At 45.7% G+C, this 27,000-nt stretch carries 24 protein-coding genes and 1 tRNA gene; 10 read left to right on the top strand and 15 right to left on the bottom strand.

Annotation, left to right across the window (positions count from 1 at the left end):
• Positions 1-2: 2 nt before the first annotated feature.
• From idnR to idnD, 4 genes are all read right to left on the bottom strand, one after another.
• A complete protein-coding gene (gene idnR, locus QQZ17_RS02525; protein WP_042321747.1) occupies positions 3-1,001 on the bottom strand; it encodes a DNA-binding transcriptional regulator IdnR in 999 nt (332 codons plus the stop codon).
• Positions 1,002-1,061: 60 nt separating this feature from the next.
• Entirely contained in the window at positions 1,062-2,381 is a 1,320-nt protein-coding gene (idnT, locus tag QQZ17_RS02520; RefSeq protein ID WP_152401828.1) for a gnt-II system L-idonate transporter, read from the bottom strand.
• A gap of 63 nt (positions 2,382-2,444) precedes the next feature.
• Positions 2,445-3,209 carry a gluconate 5-dehydrogenase gene (idnO, locus tag QQZ17_RS02515; protein WP_152401830.1) on the bottom strand — a complete coding sequence of 255 codons (765 nt, stop codon included), beginning with the start codon at positions 3,207-3,209 and terminating at the stop codon, positions 2,445-2,447.
• Positions 3,210-3,220: 11 nt separating this feature from the next.
• On the bottom strand, positions 3,221-4,264 hold the full coding sequence (idnD, locus tag QQZ17_RS02510; RefSeq protein ID WP_152401832.1) for an L-idonate 5-dehydrogenase: 1,044 nt from the start codon (positions 4,262-4,264) through the stop codon (positions 3,221-3,223).
• A gap of 217 nt (positions 4,265-4,481) precedes the next feature.
• Here idnD and idnK point away from each other — a divergent pair, with 217 nt between their 5' ends.
• Complete coding sequence (gene idnK / locus QQZ17_RS02505) at positions 4,482-5,024, top strand: gluconokinase (RefSeq protein ID WP_152401834.1); 543 nt, start codon at positions 4,482-4,484, stop codon at positions 5,022-5,024.
• Between the two features lie 24 nt (positions 5,025-5,048).
• Here idnK and ahr read toward each other — a convergent pair whose 3' ends face one another.
• The gene (gene ahr, locus QQZ17_RS02500) at positions 5,049-6,068 is read right to left on the bottom strand and encodes an NADPH-dependent aldehyde reductase Ahr (protein ID WP_152401836.1); all 1,020 of its coding nucleotides are present in this window, start codon (positions 6,066-6,068) and stop codon (positions 5,049-5,051) included.
• A 199-nt stretch (positions 6,069-6,267) separates the two neighbouring features.
• Here ahr and QQZ17_RS02495 point away from each other — a divergent pair.
• Both QQZ17_RS02495 and QQZ17_RS02490 read left to right on the top strand, forming a co-directional pair.
• Positions 6,268-6,352 (top strand) — tRNA-Leu (locus QQZ17_RS02495).
• A 198-nt stretch (positions 6,353-6,550) separates the two neighbouring features.
• Complete coding sequence (locus QQZ17_RS02490; RefSeq protein WP_152401838.1) at positions 6,551-7,798, top strand: tyrosine-type recombinase/integrase; 1,248 nt, start codon at positions 6,551-6,553, stop codon at positions 7,796-7,798.
• A gap of 56 nt (positions 7,799-7,854) precedes the next feature.
• On the opposite strand, the gene QQZ17_RS02485 is transcribed toward QQZ17_RS02490, so the two are convergent.
• The 8 genes from QQZ17_RS02485 to QQZ17_RS02450 form a co-directional block, all read right to left on the bottom strand.
• Entirely contained in the window at positions 7,855-8,901 is a 1,047-nt protein-coding gene (locus tag QQZ17_RS02485) for a retron St85 family RNA-directed DNA polymerase (RefSeq protein WP_152401839.1), read from the bottom strand.
• A 251-nt stretch (positions 8,902-9,152) separates the two neighbouring features.
• Entirely contained in the window at positions 9,153-9,509 is a 357-nt protein-coding gene (locus QQZ17_RS02480) for a hypothetical protein (protein WP_152401841.1), read from the bottom strand.
• Entirely contained in the window at positions 9,509-10,369 is an 861-nt protein-coding gene (locus QQZ17_RS02475; RefSeq protein ID WP_152401843.1) for a phosphoribosyltransferase-like protein, read from the bottom strand. The genes QQZ17_RS02480 and QQZ17_RS02475 overlap by 1 nt, the downstream gene beginning before the upstream one ends.
• Before the next feature lie 356 nt (positions 10,370-10,725).
• On the bottom strand, positions 10,726-11,802 hold the full coding sequence (locus QQZ17_RS02470; RefSeq protein ID WP_152401845.1) for a Shedu anti-phage system protein SduA domain-containing protein: 1,077 nt from the start codon (positions 11,800-11,802) through the stop codon (positions 10,726-10,728).
• Between the two features lie 35 nt (positions 11,803-11,837).
• Positions 11,838-14,969, bottom strand: a complete 3,132-nt coding sequence (locus tag QQZ17_RS02465) for a type I restriction endonuclease subunit R (protein WP_284554105.1) — start codon at positions 14,967-14,969, stop codon at positions 11,838-11,840.
• On the bottom strand, positions 14,970-16,208 hold the full coding sequence (locus QQZ17_RS02460) for an FRG domain-containing protein (RefSeq protein WP_152401849.1): 1,239 nt from the start codon (positions 16,206-16,208) through the stop codon (positions 14,970-14,972).
• Positions 16,205-17,650, bottom strand: a complete 1,446-nt coding sequence (locus tag QQZ17_RS02455) for a restriction endonuclease subunit S (RefSeq protein WP_152401852.1) — start codon at positions 17,648-17,650, stop codon at positions 16,205-16,207. The genes QQZ17_RS02460 and QQZ17_RS02455 overlap by 4 nt, the downstream gene beginning before the upstream one ends.
• Positions 17,640-19,346 carry a class I SAM-dependent DNA methyltransferase gene (locus QQZ17_RS02450; RefSeq protein WP_284554111.1) on the bottom strand — a complete coding sequence of 569 codons (1,707 nt, stop codon included), beginning with the start codon at positions 19,344-19,346 and terminating at the stop codon, positions 17,640-17,642. The genes QQZ17_RS02455 and QQZ17_RS02450 overlap by 11 nt, the downstream gene beginning before the upstream one ends.
• A gap of 214 nt (positions 19,347-19,560) precedes the next feature.
• Between QQZ17_RS02450 and QQZ17_RS02445 the strand changes: the two genes are divergently transcribed.
• Both QQZ17_RS02445 and QQZ17_RS02440 read left to right on the top strand, forming a co-directional pair.
• Positions 19,561-19,857: a toll/interleukin-1 receptor domain-containing protein gene (locus QQZ17_RS02445; protein ID WP_235922364.1), complete on the top strand. Its 297-nt coding sequence runs from the start codon at positions 19,561-19,563 to the stop codon at positions 19,855-19,857.
• A gap of 36 nt (positions 19,858-19,893) precedes the next feature.
• Positions 19,894-20,538, top strand: a complete 645-nt coding sequence (locus QQZ17_RS02440) for a hypothetical protein (protein ID WP_235922363.1) — start codon at positions 19,894-19,896, stop codon at positions 20,536-20,538.
• A 186-nt stretch (positions 20,539-20,724) separates the two neighbouring features.
• On the opposite strand, the gene QQZ17_RS02435 is transcribed toward QQZ17_RS02440, so the two are convergent.
• A complete protein-coding gene (locus tag QQZ17_RS02435; RefSeq protein ID WP_152401854.1) occupies positions 20,725-20,931 on the bottom strand; it encodes a helix-turn-helix transcriptional regulator in 207 nt (68 codons plus the stop codon).
• A gap of 92 nt (positions 20,932-21,023) precedes the next feature.
• Entirely contained in the window at positions 21,024-21,602 is a 579-nt protein-coding gene (locus QQZ17_RS02430; RefSeq protein WP_152401856.1) for a YagK/YfjJ domain-containing protein, read from the bottom strand.
• A gap of 563 nt (positions 21,603-22,165) precedes the next feature.
• On the opposite strand from QQZ17_RS02430, the gene QQZ17_RS02425 reads away from it, so the two are divergent.
• From QQZ17_RS02425 to QQZ17_RS02405, 5 genes are all read left to right on the top strand, one after another.
• Positions 22,166-23,308: a hypothetical protein gene (locus QQZ17_RS02425; protein ID WP_152401858.1), complete on the top strand. Its 1,143-nt coding sequence runs from the start codon at positions 22,166-22,168 to the stop codon at positions 23,306-23,308.
• Positions 23,309-23,409: 101 nt separating this feature from the next.
• Complete coding sequence (locus tag QQZ17_RS02420) at positions 23,410-24,273, top strand: GTPase family protein (RefSeq protein ID WP_152401860.1); 864 nt, start codon at positions 23,410-23,412, stop codon at positions 24,271-24,273.
• Between the two features lie 91 nt (positions 24,274-24,364).
• Entirely contained in the window at positions 24,365-25,186 is an 822-nt protein-coding gene (locus QQZ17_RS02415) for a DUF932 domain-containing protein (RefSeq protein ID WP_152401862.1), read from the top strand.
• Between the two features lie 215 nt (positions 25,187-25,401).
• Positions 25,402-26,103 carry a DeoR family transcriptional regulator gene (locus tag QQZ17_RS02410; RefSeq protein WP_152401863.1) on the top strand — a complete coding sequence of 234 codons (702 nt, stop codon included), beginning with the start codon at positions 25,402-25,404 and terminating at the stop codon, positions 26,101-26,103.
• 38 nt (positions 26,104-26,141) lie between these two features.
• On the top strand, positions 26,142-26,981 hold the full coding sequence (locus QQZ17_RS02405) for a hypothetical protein (RefSeq protein WP_152401865.1): 840 nt from the start codon (positions 26,142-26,144) through the stop codon (positions 26,979-26,981).
• Positions 26,982-27,000 lie beyond the last annotated feature (19 nt).

The raw sequence follows: 27,000 nt of genomic DNA, 5'->3' as shown, positions 1-27,000 counted from the left end.
ACTTATAGCGTATTGCCGTGATAAATCTGGTATCCCAAATCGATCGTATTGTGGTTGTGGTCGTTGTTCTTGATTTTACTCAGCAACATCTGCGCCGCCATGCGGCCAATATCAAAACGGGGCGTAATGACGCTGGCAAGGCTTGGGATCATCTGTCGGCCCATCTCCAGACCGTGGAAACCCGCAATGGAGATTTGCTCCGGTACGGACAGTTCGCGCTCCCGGCAAAACAGCAGCGCCCCCATTGCAATATCATCATTGGTGCAAAAAACGCCGTCTAAATCCGGGTGGGCGACGAGCGCGTCGCGCATCAGTTGCGTGCCCAGATGAATCGACGAGATCGCCCGAGGGTTAACGCGCAGAGGCGTCAGGTTTCGCTGCGTCATCGCGTCGCAGTAGCCACAAAAACGTTGTTCATCACGGATATCGTCTTTCGAACCGAGATAGAGAATTTTGCGCCGCTGGCGTTTATCCAGCATGGTGCTGACCATATCAAACGCCGCCTGACGGTTATCAAACCCGACTTCCATATCCAGACGATCGCCCTGGATATCCATCAGCTCGATAATGGGAATCGCGGCCGATCGCAGGAATTTCACCGTGCGCAGGGTGTGATATTTCTCGGAAAGAATGATGCCGTCGATATTGTAGGAGAGCAGATTGATCACCGACTCTTCTTCTGATTCGCGGTCGTAGTTATAGTTGGCAATCAGAGTCTGGTAGTTGTGGTCAGAAGTAACAGATTCAATACCGGCAAGAATGTCGGCGAAGAGCTGGTTCTGAAATGAAGGAATTAACACGCCAAGCGTGTAGCTTTGCGCGTTCAACAGCATGGCGGGCGCACGGTTCGGGATGTAGTTAATCTCCTCCATGATCTGCGCGATACGCTCGCCGGTTTCCTTTGCGACTTTTTTCGGCGAGCGGATATAGCGGCTCACCGTCATTTTGGTCACGCCCGCGAGCGTGGCAATGTCCTGCAAAGAAATTCTGTGGTTCCTCATCTTCTCTCCCGTACCGGGGAGCGGCGGCGACATCGCCCCCCGGTGGTTAATCCCGCCTTCTTAATGCAGAACGGCGTTTAGCGCCAGCACGCCCAGCAGTCCCATAATCGAAATCAGGGTTTCCATCACGGTCCATGTCCGCAGCGTTTCACCGACGCTGAGGTTAAAGTAACCCTTAAACAGCCAGAATCCAGGATCGTTAACGTGCGAAGCGATCACGCTACCGGCCCCGGTTGCCAGCACCATCAACGCCGGATCGGCATGAGTGACGTTAATGATCGGCAGCACCACGCCAGCGGTCGTGATCGCGGCAACGGTCGCTGACCCCAGCGCAATACGCAGCAATGCTGCTACCGTCCAGCACATCAACAGCGGCGACAGCGACGTGCCGGTCATCAACTGCGAAATATACTGGCCCACGCCGCTGTCCACCAGTACCTGCTTAAACGCGCCGCCGCCGGCGATAATAAACACAATCATCGCGATGGCGCCGATAGAATCACCGACGATATCCATGATTTGTTCAATCGTCCGTCCATTGCGTCGGCCAAGGGTGAAAATCGCCAGTACGATAGCGATAAACAGCGCGACGGCAGGGTTACCGATAAACTCAAAGAATACCCGCACTGAGTTGGTTTTTGGCAGCGTAATTTCACAGACTGCGGCAACAGCCATCAGTATGACGGGGATCACCGCCGCAAAGATACTGTTCCAGAAGGACGGCATCTCCTCTTCGGTGAACAGGTGCGGGTTAAACAACCCTTCCGGCGGCGCTTTTTCAAAGCGGGTCAGCAGTTTTGAAAACAGCGGGCCTGCGACAATCACCGTAGGGATGGTGATAATGAACCCGTACAGCAGCGTGGTGCCGAGGTTGGCTTCAAAAATCGTCGCAATGGCGGTCGGTCCCGGATGCGGCGGCAGGAAACAGTGGGTCACCGAGAGGGCGGCGACCATCGGCACGCCGACGTACAGCAGCGGCAAACCGGAAGAGGCCACTACCGTAAATACCAGCGGCAGTAGCAGCACAAAGCCGACCTCGAAGAACATCGCCAGCCCGACGACCAGTCCGGTGACGACCAGCGCCCACTGCACGCGTTTTTTACCAAACGTACCGATCAGGGTAGTGGCAATGCGTTGTGCGGCCCCCGTGTCAGAAATCAATTTACCCAACATTGCGCCAAAACCGAGGATCATCGCCAGTCCGCCGAGCGTACCGCCGATCCCGTTTTGAATGGAATGTAAAACTGCCTGTGCGTCCATCCCTTCGGCGAATCCCACGACGGCAGCGACCAGGACCAGGGCGATAAAGCCATTGACTTTAAAGCCAATCATCAGGACCAGAAGCAGCGCGACGCCTGCCGCAATTATGATTAATGGCATAATCTTATCTCTTATCTGTGCCAAAAAGGCAGCGCTTGCGCGCTGCGTAGGGTTGTTCAGTGGTTACACCGCGACCAGCATGCCGCCATCGACGAACAGCAGGTGCCCGTTAACGAAGTCCGAGGCTTTGGAGGAGAGGAATACCGCTGCGCCAATCAGTTCCTGCGGATCGCCCCAGCGGGCGGCAGGCGTACGTTTGCACAGCCATGAGGTGAAAGCTTCATCTTCAACCAGCGCTTTGGTCATCTCGGTTTTGAAGTACCCTGGCGCGATGCCGTTAACCTGAATGTTATGGCGCGCCAGCTCAACGCACATACCGCGAGTCAGCATCTTCACAGCACCTTTCGATGCGGCGTACGGCGTGATGGTGTCGCGACCCAGTTCGCTCTGCATCGAGCAGATGTTGATCACTTTCCCGGCCTGGCGCTCAACCATCCGACGGGTTACCGCCTGGGAGACGAGGAACACGGCGGTCTGGTTGACCGCAATCACGTCGTTCCACTCCTGCTCTGGAAATTCGGTAAATGGGTGACGGCGCTGGATCCCGGCGTTATTGACCAGTACATCAATCGGGCCAATATCCTTTTCGATATGCTCTATTGCTGCGTCGATATCCTGTTTATGCGTCACGTTAAAGGGGGCGGCAACGGCGCGGATCCCTTCCTGCTGTAGTTTTGCGACGGCGGCTTCTGCCCGTTCCGACGTAATATCGTTAACGATAATCTGCGCGCCATATTTGCCAAGACCCGTTGCCAGCAAATACCCGATCCCTTGGGCGGAGCCGGTGATCAGTATATTTTTACCTGCCAGTGAAAAAAGATCGTTCATGATGTTGCTCCTTATTTTTCATTCTCAAAGACGAGCTGAACTTTCGCCGCCTGGGTTTTGTCGCTGGCGAAAATCAGCGCCTGTTCCAGATCGGTAAACGGATATTCCGCACTCAGCAGCGGCAGCGGATCGATAACGTTATGCGCCAGCCAGGAGACCGCGGTGTTAAATTCGGTGGTAAAGCGGAAAGAGCCTTTCAGGGCGATTTCTTTGCCGATCAGCATCATCATCGGGAAGTCCGGAACGGCGCCGCCCATCCCGACCTGCACCATCACCCCTTTTGCCCGGGTAACTTCCAGACAGGTAGTGATAGAGGAAGGATGGCCTGAGACCTCGAAGCTGATATCGAAATAGCCTTTTTCCGTTTTCCACTGATCGAGCGAGTCATGCAGAGGATTCACCAGCGTATCCGCGCCCATTTGCTGAGCCAGCGACAGCGATCGGGGGCTGACGTCGGCACAGACCACTTCCGCGGCGCCCAGCGTTTTCACCGCGCTGACGATCAGGCAGCCGATGGGGCCGACGCCGGAGATAAACACTTTCTTACCCTGTAGGTCGCCAGCCTCATGCGCGGCATGGATGGCCACCGCCAGCGGTTCGGCAAAGGCCATAACCTTTTCGTCCGCCTGTTCCGGGTAAGGAATGCACTGGGCGGTATCGACCGTTTTAAACTGGGTAAATCCCCCATCGACGTGCGGAAAATACATCGCGCTGCCAAAAAAGCGCATTTCAGTACATTGGTTTTCTTCATGCTGAAGACAATATTTACAATGGCCGCACGGTTTAGACGGATTAATAGCAATTGACTGTCCTTCGCGTAATGTTTCTGAATCGCTGTGGACCACTTTGCCAATAACTTCATGACCTAAAATCATCGGGGCTTTGACGGTGAAATTACCGACTTTGCCTTCCTGATAATAATGTAAATCAGAGCCGCAAATTCCTCCGCGAGTTATTTTTACGAGCGTGCCTTTATTATTCCATTCGATATTCTGTTGTGTAACGGCAACAGAATGCTTACCCGCGACAACGCAGGATTGAGTTTTCACTTCCATAAATGCCTCACTGGGTCAGGTCTTCATCTCCGGTGCATTTAAGCGGTTTTCATTGCCCTTATTTGTGATCAGTGTCACGCTGGAAAATTGTTACACTACAATGTTACGCATAACGTGATGCGCTTTATAATTCTTATCTATGGAAATAAAAAAACGTGAAATTGCCGATTGTGCAGGCGTAGTATCGCGCCATGGAATATGACGCAGAGGGTTTTACATGGCCGGGGAAAGCTATATTTTGATGGGCGTTTCAGGAAGTGGTAAATCGTTAATTGGCAGTAAGGTGGCTGCATTATTATCGGCGAAGTTCATTGATGGCGACGATCTCCATCCTGCCAAAAACATTGATAAAATGTCTCAGGGAATACCGTTAACCGATGAAGACAGGCTGCCGTGGTTAGAACGCTTAAATGATGCGTCCTATAGTCTGTATAAAAAAAATGAGACGGGATTTATTGTGTGTTCATCATTAAAAAAACAGTATCGCGATTTTTTACGCAAAGGCAGTCCTAACGTGCATTTTCTCTGGCTGGACGGCGATTACGACATTATCCTGGCGCGGATGCAGCGTCGGGCAGGGCACTTTATGCCGGTCGGCTTGCTGAAAAGTCAGTTTGAGGCGCTGGAATGTCCGCTGGCAGAGGAAGCCGATATCGCGCGTATCGACATTAATCATGATATTGAGAACGTGACGGCGCAGTGCCAACAGGCGGTGCTGGCGTTTCGCCAGGCGCGGGAGCGACTCAGCGCCTCAATCTGAGCAAGGAGGCGCTGGGTCAGACCGTCAGAAATCGGCTTTTAGCACCACGCGGTAGCGGGCTTTGCCGTCACGCACGTGCTGAATAGCCTCGTTGATTTGCGACATCGGGAACAGTTCGGTGGTCGGCGAGACCTTGCTGCGTCCGGCAAACTTCATCAGCTTACGCAGCTCATATGGCGTACCGGTCGCCGAACCGGAGATGCTGCGATCGCCGGCAATCAGCGTGAATGCGGGTACCGGCAATGGTTTCAGCACCGCGCCGACGGTGTGGAAGTTACCGCCGTAGGCCAGCGCTTCGAAGTAGGGCTGCCAGTCGAGATCGACATTGACGGTGTTGATGATGAGATCGAACTGGCCTGCCAGCGCGGTTAATGCCTGCGGATCTCGGCTGTTCACCACTTTATCGGCACCCATCGCCAGCACTTCTTTCTCTTTCGCCGGGTTAGAGCTGAACGCGGTGACTTCACACCCCATCGCATGCAGCAACTTAATCGCGATATGCCCCAGCCCGCCAATACCAATCACTCCGACGCGGCTGGTGGCGGTGATGTGGTGCATCAGCAGCGGTTTAAACACCGTGATGCCGCCGCACAGCAGCGGACCGGCGGATTCAATATCGATGCTTTCCGGAAGCGGGATCACCCACTGCCAGTCTGCGCGCAGCTTCTCAGCAAAGCCGCCGCGATTGAGAATGGTTGGCACAGCGCCTTCCAGACAGTTGATCTGATTGCCGCTGATACAGGCATCGCAGTGCCCACAGCTGCGTGCCGTCCAGCCAATACCCACGCGCTGGCCGATCTTCAGCCCTTTCCCCTGTGCCGCGCTGCCGAGAGCGACCACGCGACCAATCACCTCATGCCCGGCAACCAGTGGATATTGAGAGAATCCCCACTCGTTGTCGATCATCGACAAATCGGAATGGCAGATACCGCAGTAATCGACCTGTACCTCGACATCTTCCGGCTTGAGTTCGCCCGCATCGTATTCAAAGAGTTCGAGTTCGCTGCCCGCCTCTTTTGCAGCATAGCTTTTTATCATCGACATCGTGTTTCCCTCATGTGGTGTTGAACAGAAAAGTGTAGAGCATGGAAAACGGCGTCGCTTTGCAGAAGAGGGGATAGAGAAGAGGAATAGGGGAAGCGTGCTGATTTTTTCGACACTTAACGGAGAAGACACACGCTAGCGCTTGCATGGTTGCGTGCTACAGGTATAATCCACAACGTTTTCCGCGTACCTCTTCAGTGCCGAAGTGGCGAAATCGGTAGACGCAGTTGATTCAAAATCAACCGTAGAAATACGTGCCGGTTCGAGTCCGGCCTTCGGCACCATCGGAACATCAATAGACGTCAACGGACGTCTTTTTTTGTGCCTGAAATCCAGTATCCGCAAGGCTTTCCTCGCTTTTTCACTCTTCCTAAGTCAACCTGATTCAATCTACATCAACTTACTGTTGCGGGTACAACTGCGGGTATATCCCGGTTCGATAATGTTTGTACCCACACCGAACCCTTGAAAGGATACTCATCATGGCTCTGAGTGATGTGAAGGTTCGTTCGGCTAAACCTGAAGCAAAAGCCTATAAACTAACTGACGGTGAAGGCATGGTTTTGCTGGTTCACCCTAACGGTTCCAAATATTGGCGTCTTCGTTACCGCTTCGGCGGTAAAGAGAAGATGCTGGCGCTGGGGAAATACCCTGAGGTTTCGCTAGCAGATGCCAGGGCACGCAGGGATGAGGCCCGTAAGCTATTAGCTAATGGCGTCGATCCCAGTGAAAACAAGAAAGCCGTTAAGGTAGAGCAGGAGCAAGAGGCGATAACGTTTGAAGTGGTTGCCAGAGACTGGCACGCCAGCAATCAGAAATGGTCTGCATCGCATAGTGCTCGTGTATTGAAAAGCCTGGAAGATAATCTTTTTGCTGCTATCGGTAAGCGGAATATTGCGGAGCTGAAGACACGAGATTTGCTTGTACCCATTAAGGCTGTGGAATCATCCGGACGACTCGAAGTTGCCGCCCGTTTACAACAGCGAACTACCGCAATTATGCGCTTTGCTGTGCAGAGCGGTTTAATCGACTACAATCCTGCCCAAGAAATTGCCGGTGCGGTTGCTACGGCAAAAAGACAGCATCGTGCGGCTCTGGAGCTTAACCGCATACCTGAATTACTTCATCGCATTGATCACTATTCTGGAAGACCGTTAACCCGACTTGCTGTCGAACTAACCTTGTTGGTTTTTATCCGTTCAAGCGAGTTGCGTTTTGCCCGTTGGTCAGAAGTAGATTTTGAAACAGCTATGTGGACGATTCCGGGAGAGCGTGAACCGCTGGAAGGTGTTAAGCATTCTCAACGTGGTTCGAAGATGCGGACTCCACATCTTGTTCCCTTATCGCGGCAGGCTCTGGCTATTCTGGAAAAGATCAAAAGCATGAGTGGGAATCGAGAGCTGATTTTTGTTGGTGATCATGATCCACGTAAGCCGATGAGTGAGAACACAGTGAACAAGGCTCTGCGAGTGATGGGCTACGATACGAAGGTGGAGGTTTGCGGGCATGGTTTCAGAACCATGGCGTGTAGCTCGTTGATAGAGTCGGGATTATGGTCGAGGGATGCGGTAGAGCGGCAGATGAGTCACCAGGAGCGTAGCTCTGTGCGAGCAGCTTACATTCATAAGGCGGAGCATCTGGGGGAGAGGAGGCTGATGTTGCAGTGGTGGGCTGATTATCTGGATGTGAATAGAGAGGTGGGGGTTAGTCCATATGATTTTCGTAATTAAGATTAACCCCAGAAAATTATCAATGTAACTTAACACTAAAGAGAATTATAACAGGATTATATGTTCTTTAAAGTTCGGATGAATACTATCGCTTGTTTTGCATATTCATTATCAGGTTCAACTTGAAGCCAAAAATTCAGTTTACCTTCAAGCACACTTAGGTAGGCCGGATTTCTAATTTTCATTTTTGAAGCATGTGAAAGATATCCAAATTTTTTGATGTAATGTACTTCCTTCCTTATTTCTCTTTTTTTATCTCTTGGTAATGTCATTTTAGAACCAGCTACAGAAACTCCAGTTATTATTCTTTTTCCAGGTTTTGTAATCAGTTGCGTTTTGTCATTGTTAATATGAAGTCCGAAATTATCAATTATTTGAGATACAATTTCTGAGAATTTTAACGGAATATAGTCGCCAGAAAAAGTCATATCATCAGCATATCGAGTGTAGTCCAATTTATATGATTTTGATAAGTTTGTTAACCTTCGATCAAGACTTACTAGCAATATATTTGACAAGTATGGACTAGTGGCACCTCCTTGAGGAAGCCCGTTGTTTAGACAGCAGATAGATGATAAGTAGAATGAAACATTATTAGAGTAACCTAAAGAATGAAAGAAGTTAATAACCCAGTTAATTGGAATGGATGGGAAGAAATCTGACATGTCCATTTTTAAAATACATTTTTTTTCTACGTGCTTCTCTGCATTAGACATAATGGAACGTTTCTTTATGAAACCGTGTGCGGCATCATGAATAGCTATTTTGGATAGTATATTTTTATATATCCATTTTTGGCAATGGAGTAAAGAAGGATATGGAGAAAGAATATTTCTTGTCCCACCTTTTCTTTTGGGAATGTTAAACTCTCTGTAATAGTTTTCCGGTGAATTTATTATTTTTAATAATTCAATGTAATTAATAGAAAGTAGTTTAGATAAATGCTCGAGTTCGAATATTATAGGAAGATTTTTATCTATTAAGGAGATAATGTAAGAAATATATTCATCAATCAAGTCAGATGGTAATCCTCTATTTTTTAAGTAGAGATACCATGAGTTGATTTTTAATTCTTGAACTTTATCTAACTTTTGAAATGTCATGATATGAAATCCGCATTCGTTAAAAAAGCTTACAGAAGATACCTTCAATACTTTGCAACAGATCAGAATGCAATAAAATTTGCGATACGCTAATTTTATTGTGTTCTGATCCCGACACAAAGGACGCAGTCCTTTTGTCAACTCAAGGATGAATTTGGTACAAAATCATCCTTGAGTGTTGGCTATCGCGAACCTTAGTTCGGGGAGCGACTACACTCCAACATACTAGCTTCTGTAAGCTTATAGATATTTTAGCGATTTATTTTGCTTTTTGCAATAGGGAATTTTATAGGGTCAAGTAATCGAAGGTTTGGTAAATATGGTTCATCGATATCATATTCGTTCAATTTAAATGTCGATGGTACTTCTCTCCACTTTTTATCAGTTTTTGAGCTGTACTCTGTGAATGCTCTTACATATCCTGTTTTTGTAAGTTTGATTTTTTTATCTAACTCCTCAATAAGCTTTAACTGTTTGAGGTTGTAAAGTGTCTTGGAAAATTCAGCAAAGCTTATGCGCATTCTTTTAAATGCCGTGAAAGAATCAAGCTGGTTGTGTGATTTTAATAATAAATATAATAGTTGTAGTTCTACGTTATTAGTTTTCATTAAGCATCACCCATTGCTCTAATTAAGAGAACTTTTCTGCCATTTTCATTATTTAGTTGTGGCCACCAGAATATAGGGAAGACATTATTAGGTGTGTTCCCACCCTCTCGAGCATAAAGAGATTCAGCTTCCCCATACCCCATACTAGGTAAGCTTCTATTGTTGAAACTAGTTGAAAGAATACTTTCTAGTTCGAGCATTGTATTTTTTTTATTTTGTATTAAGATTTCATCTTCGTAGAAATCAGTAATCCCTTTTTTTATCCTTATTAAGGATTCAAAGTCTATCCCTGTTTCTTTTATCCTTTTGAACCCTTCATTTGTAGAAACAAGTACCTTTACAAAAATATTATAATCTGTGATTCCTGCTGAAGAAAACTGAGAATTAATAAAACGCACTCTGTTTATTACTGTATCACCAGAACCTACAAATTCATCTACAAGAATAATATTTTTGAGATTAATGTTGTTTCGGTAATTTGAAAATGCCTTTCCACAAACATTAACATGAGAGTATTTGGTCCAGTTGTATTTCTGTAAAATAGGTTTGAGTCCATATAAAATGTATTGAGAACTATCAGCTGAGCCGTCCATAGCCATCGCTACGATTTGCGTATCTCCATCATCTATATTAGGCGTGGTAATTATTGACTCGGCTAAACTTTCAAGCATCGAGAGGAACTCTGAGCTATTAAGATAATTAAATCTATTTAATAGCTCAATAATTAGCGCTCTTTTTTCACCAGAGTCACATTCTTCCGATAATAATGAATGTAATTCCTCTGTCTTATTATTCAACCAAGGTTGACTTTGTGTCAGCTTTAGCAGTGTATGAAATGATTCTGAATCGAAATCAACCATATTAGAAAGTACCTGTTATTAACAAATCAAGGCAACTAATATATTTATTCCGTTAACTTATAATAAAAAAATAGTTATAATTAATTAGAATAAATGGGGTTTGACGTTGGATAGTAAGTATGCTACCGCACGAGATTTACTAAAAAACCTCCTTTTAACGTAAAAGATCAACTAAATTTATGTTATATTGACAGTGTCCTAGAATTAAAGCATATTTACTCTTGAATGTATATCATCTTCATTTTCTAAAATTGTTTTAAAAGTAGATCTATATCACCATTCCCTGATATTTAACTGTGCAAATGTTAAATAGCATATAGTTTTTTTTGATATTACATGAAATGTTATTATGTGCTTTAAAATTTATTAATAAGGCTATCCCAACTTTCTAATCGAATAGGTGGGGATGATGTTATCTCTACATTATGACGCTGTTTACTTTCTTCAAGATCATTATTAGAGCGACCAGCAATAACAACGCTTCTGATGTTAATGTCTTTGTTAGGGTCAACACTTAATTTTCCTCTTGGTCCAAGTAATGCGTTTGAGAAGCCAGAACCAGTTTCGACCTGTTCTCTTATCTCATGAAAGTAGTTTCTATATTTTTCATAATCCCCTCTATATATTACACTAATTCTCTCTCTAACTTGTTGTATCGCCTCATTTGTTTTTTGTGACAAATTACCGTATCCAGATTGGTTCATGAGATTAAAATTAGCACCTTTGATTTCTATGAGAGTAACATCCATTCGTGATCGACCGGAAAAGATGACATAATCAACGAAACCATTAGCAATTTTTAATTCTGATAAAACAATATACTCTTCTTTAGGATTAGCATAAAAACTAGCGAAAAATGATAAATCCTTCTTCAGAAACTCTGCTATTTCACGTTCAGTTGGATTAGTTTTAATGAAATCAGAGATTTCTTTTTTTAATATTGAATGTTCTTTAATTAATAATCTTCTGGTGATTATATTGCTATCTTCAACATATGTTTTTTTAGTATAAGGATAAAGTTGTTGATAAAAATACTCTATTTTTTTAAAAAGCCTTTCATTTTTCAATGTGCCATCTAATAATTCTTCGTAAGAACAGCCAAGCATTAATTGTGCTTTTTTCAGTGTTGTTTTCTCCCAATTAGGAGAGTTATTATGGTCAAATGTTACGATATCAAAGCTTCCGTAGCCAGAAAAGCCCTCTTCATAATGTTCAATGATTTTAGTGTCATTGTAGATAAATCCCTCATCAATTAGCTGCTTACGGATATGTTCCACGGAATTGGTTACACTCGTCGGGCTTTTATCATCTAGATCAGTTAGTAATGAGAATTGAGTGTTCGCATGCAAAAATATCCTGACTCGGCATAAGGAATATTCATGTGAATAGTCATTAGGTTTGAATTTAAAAATAAAGTCACTTACTTTCATCATATTTCCTTATGTGATCAGTTTGTATCTAAATTGCTTCACATCGTCCAATGATTCGAAATAACTTCCGCTTGTTTTAATATTAACTCCACCGCTTCCGGCGTTTTATCTGGCGGATACTTATACCTCCGCAGAGTCTGGCGAACTAGGATACGCAATCTTGCACGAACGCTTTCCCGTACCTGCCAGTCTACGGTTGTAGATTGCCGCAGCTTCAGCGTCACTTCTATCGCCAGTTTCTTAAGTACCTCATCCCCTAACTCTCGGACAGCGCTTTCGTTTTCTGCCAGTGCGTCGTAGAAGGCGATCTCGTCAGGATTCAGGCCAAGCGCATCATCACGCGTCATTGCGGACTGAAAATCCTTCGCCATCTGGATCAGCTCTTCAATCACCTGCGCCGTCTCAATAGCCCGGTTGTTATATTTAATCAATACGGCCTGAAGACGTTCCGAATACTTCTTCTCCTGCACTACATTATTTTTTGTGCGGGACTGGATACCATCATTAATCAGTTTTTCCAGCAACTCTACCGCCAGGTTGCGATATGGCATATCGTGGACTTCCTGTAAGAACTCATCAGAAAGTAGGCCAATATTGGGCTTATCCAGCCCGGCCAGCGTAAAAATATCATCCACGCCATTAGCAATTACGGCATTATCCAGAATCTGTTTTAGCGCAGAGTTCTTCTCGGCCTGGCTTATTTTTTTGTCCACACTTGTAAATTTGCTGATAGCGGCCTTCACTGCAGATAAGAAAGCAATCTCCAGTTTATAAGGCTGTGCCGCATCCAGCGTACAGCAAAGCGACCAGGCTTTAGTAATTGCCAATATGTTATCAAGAAAACGCTTCTTACCATCTTCAAGGCCGAGCACGTAGTTTGCAACGGGCACCAACAGCTTTTGTGCGTGAGCTTCAAAGCCGGTGTAGTCAAAACCCACTGACGTTGCTGTTTTGGCAAACATACCGTGGATGATGTCCAGCTTTTCCAGCATGATTGCCAGCGCTTCTTCGGCATTAATGGTCGCATCGCCTTTACCGTTTGCATCGGTATAGGTTTTCAGTGCCAGTTTCAGTTCATTGGCGATTCCGATGTAATCCACCACCAGCCCGCCGGGTTTATCTTTGAATACCCGGTTGACGCGGGCAATGGCCTGCATCAGGTTATGGCCGCGCATCGGCTTGTCGATATACATGGTGTGACAGCAAGGGGCATCAAAGCCGGTCAGCCACATATCGCGCACAATCACCAGCTTCAGCGGATCGTTCACATTCTTGAAGCGGGATTCTAGTCGTTTTTTAGTTCGCTTGTTGTAGATATGCGGTTGCAGCATGGCCTTATCAGACGCTGTACCGGTCATCACAATTTTGATTTGTCCTTTTTCAGGAGCGTCATCGTGCCACTCCGGGCGTAGCGCGATAATTTCATCGTAAAGATGGACGCAGATTTCTCGGCTCATCGCGACAATCATCGCCTTGCCGTCCATTACGGTATTGCGCTTCTCAAAGTGAGAAATAAGATCGGCGGCAACCTGCTGGAGACGAGGTTTCGCACCAACCAGTTTCTCCAGACGGCTCCATTCACCTTTGGTTTTTTCACGCAGGTCCAGTTCATCATCTTCAATCAGTTCATCAACCTGGTCAGAGAGCGCCGCCAGTTCTTCATGATTGAGATCGAGTTTCGCCAGCCGGGATTCATAGTGAATAGGCACCGTTGCGCCATCATCCACCGCATCCTGAATATCATAAATCGAGACATAATCGCCAAATACAGCGCGGGTATCGCGATCCTCTGCCGAAACCGGTGTTCCGGTAAACCCAAGAAACGAGGCGTTGGGCAATGCGTCGCGCATATGTTTGGCGTAACCGTATTTATAGATACCCGTTTCCCGGTCCAGGTTAGCTTTCATGCCGTACTGGCTGCGGTGCGCTTCATCGGAAATAACAACGATATTGCTGCGTCCATTGAGTACCGGATGGGCGTTTTCTCCTTCTTCCGGGGAGAACTTCTGCACAGTAGTAAAGATAATGCCGCCTGTGTCGCGAGTTGCAAGCAGTTCCCGCAGTGCTTCACGGTTATCCGCCTGTACCGGCATTTGCTTGAGCAGTTCCTGCGCCTGACAGAACGTACCGTAAAGCTGACCGTCCAGATCGTTACGATCGGTTACGACCACAATCGTCGGATTGCCCATTTCCGGCTGTTGTAACAGTTTGCCGACGTAACAACACATGGAGATACTTTTACCGGAACCCTGCGTATGCCAGACCACGCCCGCCTTCTTACTGCCAGGCTGAATGTTGCTGTGCAGGACCAGTTGCTTACCGGTAGCAGCGACGATCGTCGCCTGCACGGCCTCACGCACCGCGTGGAACTGGTGGTAACCAGCTATTTTTTTAATCAGCCTTTCATCGTTGTTCTCGAACAGGACGAAGTAACGGATATAGTCGAGCAGCAGCTCCCGGTTAAAGAACCCCCGCACCATAGTTTCCAGTTGCCATTCCAGCAACGGCTTATCATTTTCATTGCTGATGGTCTTCCACGGCATAAAACGTTCTTCCGTGGCCGTCAGAGAACCCACTCGCGCCAGATAGCCATCGCTGACAATTAGTGCTTCATTGCTGATAAACAGATCGCGGATTTCGTCTTTATAGGTCTGTAACTGATGGTACGCATCCCAGATATCTACTTTGTCGTCGATGGGGCTTTTCAGTTCCACCACCGCCAGCGGAAGCCCGTTAATAAAGCAGATGATATCCGGGCGACGAGGCTGTTTCGTTCCGCTGATGGTCATCTGATTGACCACCATAAAACGGTTGTTTTGCGGCTGGTTAAAATCCACCAGCAGGGCGTGGTCGTGGATAAGTTCTTCGTCTCGGCGGTACTGTACCGGAACACCTTCCAGCAGCCAGTGATGGAAGGTTTTGTTACTGGCAATCAGATCCGGGCTTTCAGCACGGGTAATACGGGAGATAACCTGTTCGATGACGTCAGCGGGCAGATGTGGGTTGATTTTTAGCAGGCAGGAGGTCAACACGGGCGTCAGGAATACATCATGATAACTGGCGCGTTGCGGGTTACTGCCCTCGGGGGCAATATCCGGCCCGTGGTGTATTTCCCAGCCTTGTTCGGCAAACCAGCCCAGACATAATGTTTCAAGCGTAGACTCGTTCATTTATGCCTCCTTGTCATCACTATCTTCAATAGAAAGTATATTTTTAATAACATACTCACGTGCAGACTCTGGATAACCTGCTTTTCTCAATATGATTCTTGTTTTTGCAAGCATACTTTCTTTCAATGAGTCACGCTCTTGCCAGTCTATTAATTTACCTTTTGCAAGAGTGTTAGCTATTTCATTAGCCATGAAATGCAACTTTTCAATATCTATGCCTTTGGCTTCGCTTGGTGTTAATAATAGATCCATTATCGAGTTGGAAGTATTTATTTTGGGGGTGGTACTTTCAAATGAGAGGTGTGGTGCTTCTTGGTGGAACTCTGTGACATCAGGGTTAATCGTTTTAATTACTTTGCTTTTCTCAATTTCAGAAATAAATACGTTGCAATAATCTGCTGCACCAATTAAATCTGGGAAAAGGCTGGCATGGTGTACATTCATGCGACGGAGATATTTTAAGCACTCACCTTGGTTTTCATTTTTGACATAAATTTTGCAGATGTATTTTGCTAAAATATAAGCTTCCTCATCCTCTGAAGCATTAGAAAAATCTTCGCCATGAACTTCTTCGTTGCTTAATATTTCGGCCAGCTTATTTTCAATGGTTGCGTCATGCGGTGAGTAAGTAAATAACCCAGCTTGGCTTACTAACCGACCGTGATCATCTTTTTTTGGCTCAAATAGCCTGATGTCCTGACATATTTCATTGTCTGTGATAAATGTTTTGTTCAAAATATAAATTGAACGATATGGGTTGTCATCCTCCTCAATTTGATCTTCTTTGCAAAAAGCAAAAAAAAGAGCAACATATGGAGAGTATGTCCAATCTAATAAAGGAGTCATTAATCCATGATGCTGACCAATTGACCATAATTCATCATCTTCCGGGCCATCATCTAGTAAACTATGATCTTTTATTCTTCCCCTAATAGCTTTCCTAAAGAGAGTGAGTTGGCGTTCTGCAAGCTCTTTAGTGACAATGCCATTTGACGTGACCCTTCCTAATGTTGGAGTCATACTCCAATCGAAACGCCTGTGGCCTCGGAAAACTAATTGCACATCATGTTGATTAAAAAAATCACTTTCTAATAAATGAGTAAAATCATGCCAGTCATCGATCCGGGTTACAGGTATTCGTCCGCTAAATTCGTCAGCAGTAATAATAAAACTCTGCTTAGGTAAATCGCTGACCCATTTTGGAATCTTATCCCAGTAATTATCTGGTAATTGACTCATTTTATGCTCCTTCCGTACTTATGTTGAGAGTTTTGATCTGCTAAATCAATCTCACCAAATATAAGTTTGGGAAGTAACTTGTCACGGAGTTGAGATAAATAAGCATTACTTACCAAATTGTTTTTAATGCTATTAAATAAAGGTGTGATAATCTCTTCGAACTTATCATTTATTGTTTTATGCGCAGTAAGTATATTTACCGTTTCAAATGTATTTGTTGTTATTGTGTCAAATACAGCACCGTGAGTATTCCGCTTTAATACATCAATACATTGTTTTACTCTGAGATAGGTAAGAAATGGCCCTGAGAAATCCTGTCCAGAGATTCCGTAACATGACTGGTTCATAGCCATCTCCACAGCGACCAACGCTAACTTTCCAACGGTCCCTCTTGCCGAAATTATTGTTGTTCCAACTGGGAGTAATTTTGTAGAACTATTATTTAGCCCCTTTGCGGTAATTTTTTCAACCGTATCAATAACAAATACATCCCCATCACGAGGTGCATCTTTTACTGAGTACCAGCAGATGTCACCTCCCCAATAATCTGATTCAGAACGCTTTGGTGTTCCCCCTCCAATTATTTTAATTTTTTCAGCTAAAGTGGTCATTTCCCATCCATCAGGGATATTACCCAACTTGCTTTCTTGCATAGCAAACGGAAACAACTCTGCGGTTGCCCTAAGCTCAGCATATTTTTCAGGTTGTTCACACTCAAACTCAGCCAAGGAAGCCATATCTTTACCAGAAATAGATGACATAGCAGCAAGTGTCGCATCTACCTGCGAACCACCTGCTTCCAGTACCGCAATTTTGGCTTTTACCGGTTCAAAATCAACAAACCAGCTTTTGAAAAGGGCTTGTGCCATTCGTTCTAGCGTTTGATTAATCTTCTGATTAATATGTATTTTTTCATCTAGGCTGCTAAGGATTTTAGCTATATTTTCTTGTGTCTTTAAAGGTGGCAGAGATAATTCGATAGATTTAAGAGAGGATAATGGTTGTCCGATACCCGGAGTACCAACTTGAGAAGCATTTTTAAGCAATTCATGTCTACCAGTACTACTTTTAAAAAAGTAGTATACAAATTTGGGACATGCTTTATCAGTAGCACAAGTCAGTTTCATCAAGCTGCTGGAAAGGACGTAGCGTTGTTCACGTTCTACAATGCCTACTTCACCTATAGAACCTCTGTGAGGAAATACCAAGTCATTTTTATAAACGTTACATGATGCTAATTCATCAGCTTTTTCTTCTGTTATATATACGAAGTCATTTATAAAATGAGATGTTGGGCCAAGGTTTGTCCCTCGAATTACCGCAATACCCGACTCGGTATAGCAATCACTCTTCATTCGAGACCCAAAAGGACCAATAGTGATAGCATTTTTTCTATCGGCTTTAATGTCATCGATCCGTACAATAGGCCAGTTAGAACTCATATCCTAGCCCTCCCAGATTCATCTTTATTTGCTTCTCCAGCTCCGCATTTTCTGCCAGTTGATCTTTTAGTATCGCTGTCAATTGCGCCATCTTCTCTGCAAACGGCTCATCATCTTCTTCTTGTTCAATTGCACCAACATAACGCCCAGGAGTCAGGACAAAATCATTTTTCTTTATATCGTCCAGCGTGGCAGTAAAGCAGAATCCGGCTATGTCTTCGTAATCTTTAGCTGTCTGCCAGGCATGGAACGTATCGGAAATCTTACGAATATCATCCGTTGAAAAATCACGTAGTACGCGATCTTTCATAAAGCCAATCTGGCGAGCATCAATAAATAGAACCTCACCTTTACGATGAGCCTTACCATTACCGCCTGATTTGTCTTTGGTCAGTAGCCAGATGCAGGCCGGGATTTGGGTGTTGGTAAAGAGCTGCCCCGGCAGTGCTACCATACACTCCACCAGATCAGCCTCAATAATCGCCCGGCGAATTGCACCTTCGCTGCTAGTATTGGAGCTCATAGAGCCGTTTGCCAGCAGCAGTGCCATTGAACCTTTCGGTGCCAGATGGTGGATCATATGCTGCATCCAGGCAAAGTTGGCGTTGCCCTGTGGCGGGGTACCGTATTGCCAGCGGACGTCATCTTCCAGCTTCGCATTCCACCACTCTTTCATATTGAACGGTGGGTTAGCCATAACAAAGTCGGCACGCAAATCCGGGTGCTGATCGTTCAGGAATGTATCGGCATTTTGTTTACCGAAATTAAAATCGATGCCGCGAATCACCATGTTCATTGCAGCCAGACGCCAGGTGGTAGGGTTGGATTCTTGCCCGTAAACGGAGATATTGCGCTTTTGCTCGGCAGCGTTGTAATGCTTTTCATCTGCATGCGCTTCTATAAACCGATCGCTGGAAACGAAGAATCCGCCGGAACCCATCGCCGGATCATAAACACGGCCATTATAGGGCTGGAGCATTTCAACAATCAGCGTGACGATGCTTTTTGGCGTGTAATATTGGCCACCCTGTTTGCCTTCCGCCAGCGCGAACTGACCGAGGAAATACTCGTAAACGTGACCGAGAATATCTTTGCTCTTCAAATTGAGCTTCACGCCATTGTATTTAGGTTCGCTGAAACTGGTATCGGAGAAAACGTTAATCAGGCTGATTAACAGGTCATTGCCAAGCTGATAGTGGCCGATACGGTTAAGGATATTTTTCAGTTTAGGATTGCTGTTTTCGATAGTATCCAGAACAATATCAATCAGCTTGGATACTGACGTCATTACGATATCTTTACCGCTATCGTCTTTTCCCAAAACCGTCCCTACAGGCAGGGCTGCGTTGGTTTTGAGAGTTTCCCAGCGAGCCAGTTTTGGTACCCAGAAGACGTTTTTCTCAGTGTAGTAATCCTTAACTTCCAACTCTTCTGTGATCGCCTGCTGGTACGCCTCTTCCGTGTCGTAATCATCACGAGAAAGTGTGTAAATGTTGTCCGGGTTGGACTTGTCTTCAAACAGCCCTCTCAGTTCCATCTGACGGGCATCAAAGGCATCTGAAACATACTTCAGAAAGATAAGCCCCAGTACCACATGCTTGTAGTTGGCCGCGTCCATATTGGCGCGTAGCTTATCTGCGGCTTTCCAGAACTTAGTATCCAGATCGTTAAGAAATTGCTGCTCAGCGTTGTCCATCATAACCTCAAAAAATCATCTGCGTCTGGTTCGGTATCCAGGTTGCGTAAAGTCAGGGTAATTGCCAAGGATCATACCCTGACGTCAGCGCGATACCAAGATGAAGGACTGATTTCCGTATCAATACTTTGTGGCAAGGGGGGATTACTCTTTTACACTTATCGGTGCAAAATGACGGTATTTTTCATTTCCCTACAGGAGCTTCTTACGCGCTATGACCACTCTCGTTTTTTCCTATTCTCATGCAAACGAAGCACTGCGCAATGAGCTTGAGAAGCATCTTTCACCTCTGAAGCGCATGGGCAAAATCACGACATGGCACGATCGCCGCATCGTTCCAGGACAAGAGTTCGAGAACCAAATAGACCACTACTTTTCGCAGGCAGATCTCATCCTGCTGTTAATTAGCAGTGATTTCATCGCTTCTGATTATTGCTATCAGGTAGAAATGACCAACGCCCTGGAGCGACATAAGCGTGGCGAAGCGGTGGTCATTCCGGTGATCCTATGAGAGTGTGCCTGGCATCAGCTACCGTTCGGCAGCATTATGGCTGCGACTACTGACGGTAAACCCATCACCAGATTTACCAGCTATGATGAAGGCTATGTTCAGGTTGTTGATGCCGTTTCCCGCGCGATTGCCAATTTGGAAGCGAAGAAACCACAGCAGAGTGCTTATGTTTCTTCTCCTGCGCCAGTAAACCCAATGTTTCAGGCAACGGATACCGTTTTTATTCCTCGCTCCAGCAATCTTTCACTGCCAAAACGTTTTACCGACCTTGATAAGGATCGTGCCTGTCGTGACGGTTTTGAATATGTCGCCCGTTATTTTGAAGGATCGCTGGCTGAACTCAAAAAACGCCATGCCGGGGTAGAGATCGATTTCCATCGGCCTGATGCAGAAGCTTTCACTTGTGCCGTGTATATCAACGGTAGCAAGGTTGGTCAGTGCGGAATCTGGTGTGGCAGTCGTAATATGGGATTCGGGGATATCTGCTACAGTCAAAGCGGTGTGACTCACAATAGTTGCAATGAAAGTCTTAGTGTTGCGGATAATGGGCAAACACTTGGATTCCGCACCTTGATGGGATTGGGTTACAGCAACTTAAGGGATTCGTTATTGACTAACGAAGGTATGGCAGAGCATTTGTGGGATATGTTCTTTAGTCCTATTCAGCAGCGTAATCGTTAAATGTAATCCGTATCAGTTCTGCTTATACGGGTCATGCTTCTGAGCGGTTAGGTAGTGCCCAGCCAGAGGTAATGGTTGATTTTTAGTATCCTTCGAAGGATTGATATTGACGTATCCCGCTGAGGATATCAGTACTGAATGAAGAACAGCTTTGAATAGAATAAGAATTATAAGGCTGAATTTGATTCATGATCGGGATTCACAAATGCGATAATACAACCACTCTTCTACATCGCTTTTTAACCATCGGGAAGCTCTGCCCAACTTAATTGGCTTCGGGAATAAACCATCCTGTATCAGCTTGTAAAACCATTTGTCGCTCAGGCCAGTAAGATGGGTAATGAATTTCATGTCAATAAACTGATCTTCCAGTAAAGTAGGTTTAGTAATCATATTGATGTGTTCCAGTAAGGTATATTAACCGGAGCGGTAGCAAACGATTTTACTACCGGCTCCTCCACATCAAGGGTTTGTCCTGTAAAAAATCAGAACTGACGCGGTCTGCCTCGATTACTTCTTGCAGATATGTTGTTTCTGTCCACATACACACCTATGTCTTTTTGACTGGTTTTCGCCAGATAACTAATAATGTATCTCAGGTTGTTTATATCTTCCGGGTTGCGATGATCGACAACACGCTCAACGCTGGCAACAAACTCTTTTTTATTTCTGCAATGATGGAAGTATCCCTCATTATCGGTACATACTGCCCACTCATCTCCAATCATCCGAACCAACATGTAAGAATTATTGTGTTTTTGTCCGTTTAGATAAAATACAGTATGGACATGTAACCCTTTATCAGATGAACATTCGATAACCCAGTAATAGCCTGTTATTGATTTGTTGGCTTTAATCCCATTAATCAGGTTATGCATGTCTTTTGCCATTACATCGATACTCTGTTTTTGATATCGCACACTGTTCTTTCTCCAGCCGAAATCAATTCTTACAGCCAAAAGACGTGAGTAACGATTAAACATCGCATCAAGATGCTCATTAATATCACTGATAATTAACGGGTGCATTTCGTAGTTAGGGTTTGCATTGTAGGTAGTTGTCATGATTTATCCTCTGTAGTGTTCAATAGACAGGGGCATCATGTTTATTGTCAGAAGCTAGTTTCTTCAGAGATGAGTTTCATTCAAGCGGGATATATCTGGAATGGAGTAAGCAGGGTAAGAGAGACTACGTTAACACTTCTATAGATAATATTAAAAAACCTTAATTCGATTATCTCCACAGATTGTCCCCCCTTATCAGTTTTCTGACCGTTAAGTAAGGCATTAACTACTCTTGCACCGCCTGCTTAATGGCTCGTGCTTCTACGCTAAAACCCTCCTGCTTAATGACAATGTCACCTTTGATCTCAGATGAAGGCTCTGTCTTGTATAAAAAATTTTCTTTAGTTAGTAAGCTTCACTATTGGCAATGCAGAAATTTCGATTTTGAAGCATCGTTAACCCTATGAAACCACCAGTTATGAACAAATACTGATCATTTTTAATTACCAAAACATTACGATTTTAGCTGTTATTTATTAGTAATAAATTGACATTTTATCGTATGATTGATGTAGTGGTTCTTGATAGTTTTAAGCCTTCTAGTGACGTGACAGGGGAACATAATGACGTTGATGGAGTATGAGCGTTGCAGGAAGTATCATCAGTATGTGAGGTATCTGAGTGAGCATCTCGGTGTGTCTGTTGATATGAAAACCGTCAATTCCTTCTGTTCACCGGCGCAGTACGCACAATTGATTCATTCGAAATTAGATCAGCTTTTTGATAATTCATCTCAGAAAAGAAAAACTATAAGAGAGATGAAACTGTATGCCACAATGCATATTGTGTCTGAAAAACATTTTGACTGGATGAAATCAAACAGGCGCATTGCCTGTTTTGCATGGTTCTGGATTTTTAGCAAACCTAGTTTAGAACAGAGAAAACTTAACTTAACAAATAATAACACTGCAGCATCTAATGCAATACCTTCATTCCTCACTGAGGAAATATTGGGGCAGTATTCAAGCGATGTAGACTTTGAAGCATTAAAGAAACATCAGATCAAAACGTCAGGTGAAAAGAACGTTAAACTCAATGACAGGACAAACGTGAATGATGTTAGCGCGTTGGACACACATGAGGTGATCACTGTATCCCACAGCGCAAACGGTATGAATTTCGAAAGACTTACCCCTGTATATGATTCAAAAGAAAGTTATGTGCTGTCACTGATGAAGGAAATTGATAGCTTCAGCTGCGATGTAAATGAAAAAATTAGTATCATTAATGAGCTCTATCATTCGTGGGTAAATACCTTTAATGAATTCCCTTTACCATTTTCATGGATTGATCTGGATGAAGAAGAAAATGTCTACTGGTTATGGAATTATATGTATAAGGGCTATGTCGGTTGTGATGTACAGCCAGCCACCAGCAGGCAAATGAAGGACTTTGCTGTTGCAACCTTTGATTGTTGGAATGGCTGGAGTGCAGAACAGGCTGTTATTATGAATGTTAAGGATGGTGATTTTACGCCAGGAAGGGAGATGAGCAAGCAGGAGTTTCTCGTGCGAGCACGCAATTCCTGGATACAAAAACGCCATCGGGATAAAAAATCCAAAGACAGTTCAGGTATTAAACTGACAGCGCAATCTAAAAAGAAATTAATGTCTTTGCATAAAGCCACTGGCATTGAGTCAAATGTATTACTTAAATCCTTTATTGATGAAGCATGGAAAAAAATGACATCCGATGGAAAGGAGTAATTAAAAATATTATAGATATATATCATCTCCCTGAAGACTAATCAGTTAAGGCAGAGCCACGAGGTTCTGCCTAATTATTTTATTTCTCCGGAGATGCTTTCATGCATAACTCAGATAATGTTCAAGCAATTCAACAAACACTGTCAGCTCTGCCTGATTGGGTATCGGAACGTATTTTACAACACATAAATAACCTGACAAATTACGAGCCGGTTATAGGGATTATGGGTAAAACAGGAGCCGGTAAATCCAGTCTTTGCAATGCACTCTTTGCTGGGGAGATATCGCTGGTCAGTGATGTGGTCGCCTGTACGCGTGAGGCACTGCGCTTTCGTCTGCAGGTCGGTGAACGTCTGATGACAATCGTTGATCTGCCCGGCGTGGGAGAAAGCAATGCCCGCGATGCCGAGTATGCTGCGCTGTACCGTGAACAACTACCCCGACTCGACCTTGTTCTATGGCTGATTAAGGCTGATGACCGTGCTCTGGCGGTGGATGAACACTTTTATCATCAGGTAATTGATGAGACTTACCGGCATAAGGTGCTGTTTGTTATCAGCCAGTCAGATAAGACTGAACCCACCAGCGGTAGTGGTCAACTGTCCACGGAGCAAAAGCAGAATATCAGCCGCAAAATCTGCCTGCTGCATGAACTGTTCCGGCCTGTACATCCTGTGTGCGCCATTTCAGTTCGGGCTAAGTGGGGATTGCGGATGATGACTGAGCGGATGATTAAGTGTCTGCCGCGAGAGGCCAGCAGCCCGATGGTCGCGCAACTGCAACATCCCTTTCGTACACCAACAGTCCAGAAAAAAGCGCGTGACGATTTTGGTGAAACGGTCGGCGCGGCACTGGATGCGGTGAGTGCCCTGCCGCTGATCCCGGCCCCGGTGCGGGCAGTTATCAGGGCGGTACGCGATACAGTGGTATCGGTTGCCCGTACCGTCTGGAATTTTTTCTTCTGAGTATTTAATCCCGCCTGTTGTTTCCCGAGCCCTGTCGCCTTCATGCGACAGGGCTTTCTTTTATTTGTTTTCCGTTATGAGGAGTCTGCTTATGACCCGTCTGGCTTCGCGCTTTGGCGCTGCAAATCTTATTCGTCGTGACCGTCCGTTAACCCGTGAAGAGCTGTTTCGCGTGGTACCCAGCGTATTCAGCCAGGACAAACACGAATCCCGTAGTGAAAGATACACATATATACCCACCATCTCTTTGCTGGACAGCCTGCAGCAGGAGGGCTTCCAGCCGTTCTTTGCCTGTCAGACCCGCGTGCGTGACCCCGGTCGTCGTGAACATACAAAGCATATGCTGCGCCTGCGTCGGGAGGGGCAGATTACCGGTAAGCAGGTACCGGAAATTATTCTGCTCAACTCCCATGATGGCACCAGCTCGTACCAGATGTTGCCGGGCCTGTTCAGGGCTGTGTGTCAAAATGGACTTGTCTGCGGTGAGTCGTTTGGCGAGGTAAGGGTGCCACACAAGGGGGATGTGGTGAGTCAGGTGATTGAAGGGGCCTATGAGGTGCTGGGGATTTTCGACCGTGTGGAGGAGAAGCGGGATGCCATGCAGTCGCTGATACTATCACCACCTGCTCAGCAGGCACTGGCAAAAGCCGCACTGACGTATCGCTTTGGTGAAGACCACCTGCCTGTTACTGAATCGCAGATACTCTCCCCGCGCCGCTGGCAGGATGAAAGCAATGACCTGTGGACCACTTATCAGCGTGTGCAGGAAAACCTGATTAAGGGAGGAATCAGTGGCCGTAATGCTAAAGGTGGACGGACGCATACCCGTGCTGTGCGTGGCATTGATGGGGATGTGAAGCTTAACCGTGCGCTTTGGGTGATGGCAGAAACACTGCTCACGCAACTGCAGTAGACGTTTCATGTTGCCATATTGTTAATGTCGGACATTACCTGTCCGCATTGCGACGTACTAGCGGTCCTCACTCCCCGGGGATGGCCTGAAACTCCCGTCACATCTGGCTTTTGCAGAAATGAAAAATAGTTACTGCGGTGTCCATACCCTGACCGCGCCCCTCTTTAAAGTAATCACATCATTTTCAGTCAGTTAACTTTCCCGGAGAACTTCTCATGACACAGGCAGAACGTCGCCATGACCGACTGGCGGTCAGGCTGTCGCTGATAATCAGCCGCCTGGTTGCCGGGGAAACGTTGAGTGTGCGTAAGCTGGCGGCAGAGTTTGGCGTATCGGTACGCACGCTGCGACGGGATTTTCGTGAACGTCTTATGTACCTCGACCTTGAGTATCAGTCCGGCTATTGCCGCCTGCGCACCGCTGGCAGTGAGATGCAGATGGTGCCTGATGTGCTTATCTTTGCCCACCGCAGCGGGCTGGCCGGGCTTTTTCCGGGCCTTGACCGCCGACTGGTGAATGCGTTGTTGATGTGTGATGAAGCTCCATGCGTTATACCACCTGCCAGTCCGGCATCCTCACCGTCAGAACCTCTGTCATTCTGGCGACTGGTTCAGGCAATTACTGACCGCAGAAAAGTCACACTGCTTGCTGACGGGCAGCGCTGCGAGCGATTGGCTCCGTGCCGGTTACTCATCCACCAGCAGACCTGGTATCTGATTGCCGAGCATAACGGACATATTGCCGTGTTCACGCTGGATGAAATTCATCTGGTTCAGCCCCTGCAGGAGTCTTTCAGACGTAACGACAATTTATGCCGTCTGGCTGAAGACCCGGTGTTCATTCAGGCCTTACCCCATTTTCGATTTATTCAGCAGTCACTGCTTGCGTTTGTTCCGGTTGATAACAGGCCGGAATAGCGCAACTTTTTATCCACCGGGCAGCAAAGAGGAGTCCGATGCTGTTATCGCCAGAGTTGTCAAAAACCGGGGTATCCAGCCGACTCCTCGCCCTAACACTGCCCACTGATGTACCGGTGGGTATTATCCGGGGCATTTATGTATTCACAAAAACTATTCATCTGATTTCAGTAAGGAAAAAAATGAAACTGATTAAATTATTACCTCTGCTGGCAATGGTTGCTGGCTCCAGCTTTGCTGCATCACCGGAGAGTACGGTCAAAGCATCAGGCTGTCTGGCGGTAAACGATATGCTTGAGAACCTCAATTCGCGGGAGTCTTGTGTTTCAGTCGATATCACCAGAACATTATCTGAAGGCCGTTATCTGGCGGTTGCTAACCTGAGTAACGGCAACATCTACCCGGTCCGCATAACCCTCAGTGAGGGTGTCATTACCGCACGTCCGGATACGGATGAAATTGATAAGCTCAATCAGCAGCAGGCGCAGAAGCGCCGGGAAGAGCAGTTACAGAAAAAGCGCGATTATTACAAAGCTCATCCACAAAAAGAGAGCGACTTCGATAAAGCGAAAAAGGCACATCTGAACCTTACTCAATATCACTCAGCCGCCTGCAGGGCCATTGGTCAAAAAGTATGGGATTCCATTAATGAAGATGTGTCGTGCCTGATGATTGAGAATGCACAGCCGATCAGTGATAACACTCAAACAGGAACAGCCATTCTGAGCGGGCCAGGTGCGAGCAAATTTAAGCTCCCGGTGAAGTTCAGCGTGTTCAGCGAGGATTTTATCCGTGTTGACGCCGATATTGCTCCAGCTGCGCTGGCACAGCTAAAGGCACAGATAGACACATATAAAGAAAAACTGAACCAGCGCTAATGAACTAAAAAGGATAACA

It is taken from the genome of Citrobacter sp. T1.2D-1 (genome assembly GCF_950098555.1).
GTDB classification, from domain to species: domain Bacteria; phylum Pseudomonadota; class Gammaproteobacteria; order Enterobacterales; family Enterobacteriaceae; genus Citrobacter_A; species Citrobacter_A telavivensis.
The sequence above is the reverse complement of the archived record's forward strand: the minus strand, read 5'-3'. Positions and strand labels throughout refer to the sequence as shown.